Genomic DNA, 1,610 nt, shown 5'->3' on the forward strand with positions numbered 1-1,610 from the left:
GGAGGTCCGTGGGGGGGAGAGCGGAGAGGTTGGGGAGGCGGTACGAGGCCGGGTACCGGGGCACCGCATCGTTGTCGGAGCCGCGGTGGCCGGCAGCAGAGACGACGAGGGCGGGGGAGGCGCCGATCGCGTCTTCAAGCGCCCATGAAGCCACCCGGGTGATCCACGGGATGCGGATAACGGAGGCGCCATGGTCACCGGCATACTGTATGGCATCGATCACATCTGCAGTCGTGGTCGCATCGCCATACCCGTCCGTGAACACCTTCAGGGCCATCAGCCGGACCTCCGGTGCAGTGCCGGCGGTCCCGATACCGTTGTCCGTCACCGCCCCGAGGATCCGGGCCACTTCCGTGCCGTGGCCTGCGGGGTCCCCGGTCCGGCAGTCGCGGGTACCACCGGTGACGTTCAGGCCGTGCGAGCCGGTGACGGGATCGGTCCATATGTTTGCCGCAAGGTCGGGGTCCCAGTCATCGATCCCGGTGTCCATGACCGCGGCGATAACGTCTTTTGATCCCCGGGTGACCGCCCATGCTTCCGCTGCCCGGATGTCGGCACCGGGAGTGCCGTTCCCGCCGGGGCCAGGCTGGCCGGTGTTCCGGAGATACCACTGCCGGGGAAATTCGGGATCGTCCGGGACGAGCCCGCCCCGTTCCTGCCGGGGGGACCGGCCGGCCACTTGCAGGCCGGCGCTTCCGGCAACGGGAAGGATCCGGTACACCGGCTCGGCATACAGCACGCCCGGGTAACCCGCGTATGCTGTTGTTGCATCCGCAACGGAAAGCGATGCGGGGAGCCGGACGAGCTGGAGGCCGGGGAGGGCCGGGCCGAAGTCCCGCAGCACTTGTGAGCCAATCCGTTCGTGGACCGCGTCCCCGTACGCCCGCATCGCTGCCCCGCTTTGGAAGCGGGCAGGATCAAACCTCACGATCATCTCACCGGAAACGTACTGGCTGCCGGTCGCGGGATCGGAGAGGAAGACGGCCGGCCCGCTCCCTGCCCCCGCGGTGTACCCGTCCGTGGCTGACGCTCCTGCCGGCAGGCACGTGAGGATGAGGAGCAGGAGGAGGGCAGGGGCGGCGGTTGCCCGCAGGCGCGGCACCGGGATCATGGGAGAGAATTGGGCGGGAGCGAATATAATCGTCCGGCCCGTTCTCCGGAGTGATAATCACTAGTGATTAGCGATTTTTTATTATCCCCCCAAAAAAAATATTTACGTGGAATTGGTTTCCCATCGCAGATCCGGCGGTTTTTCCATCTCTCGTCCGGAAGCCCGGTTTTTAAGAGGCCGGTCCAGGGCACTCAACGAAAGAACATGGTGACACAATTGGCGGAACAGGCAGCATATCGTACGGGAAAGTATGGCCGGGTAGTGGTTTCGCTTCTGATCATAACAGTCCTTCTCATCTCACCGGCAGCGGCTGAGGTCTGCTGGGGGAAGATCTGCGCAAGCAGCCCGCTGAAAGATTCCGGCCTGTGCGCTGTCTGCTGCGGCGGCCACGGCAAGTGCATCGCGTTTAACACCTGCGTTTGCGATGACGGATGGACCGGTAAGGAATGTGAAAACTGGACCCGGTGCGGCGCCACCTGCTCCCCGGACTGCAATGGCG

Annotated in this window: 2 protein-coding genes; one reads left to right on the forward strand and one right to left on the reverse strand. The window is 64.9% G+C overall.

What is annotated here, in order from left to right; all coding sequences use genetic code 11:
- On the reverse strand, positions 1 to 1,102 hold a 1,102-nt coding region (locus CW742_RS12280; RefSeq protein WP_292420779.1), incomplete at its 3' end, for a S8 family serine peptidase.
- 213 nt (positions 1,103 to 1,315) lie between these two features.
- Here CW742_RS12280 and CW742_RS12285 point away from each other — a divergent pair.
- Positions 1,316 to 1,610, forward strand: a 295-nt coding sequence (locus tag CW742_RS12285; RefSeq protein ID WP_292420781.1) for a hypothetical protein, incomplete at its 3' end; no start/stop codon positions are given.

Origin of the sequence: Methanoregula sp., assembly GCF_002835825.1 — an archaeon.
Classification (GTDB): Archaea; Halobacteriota; Methanomicrobia; order Methanomicrobiales; family Methanospirillaceae; genus Methanoregula.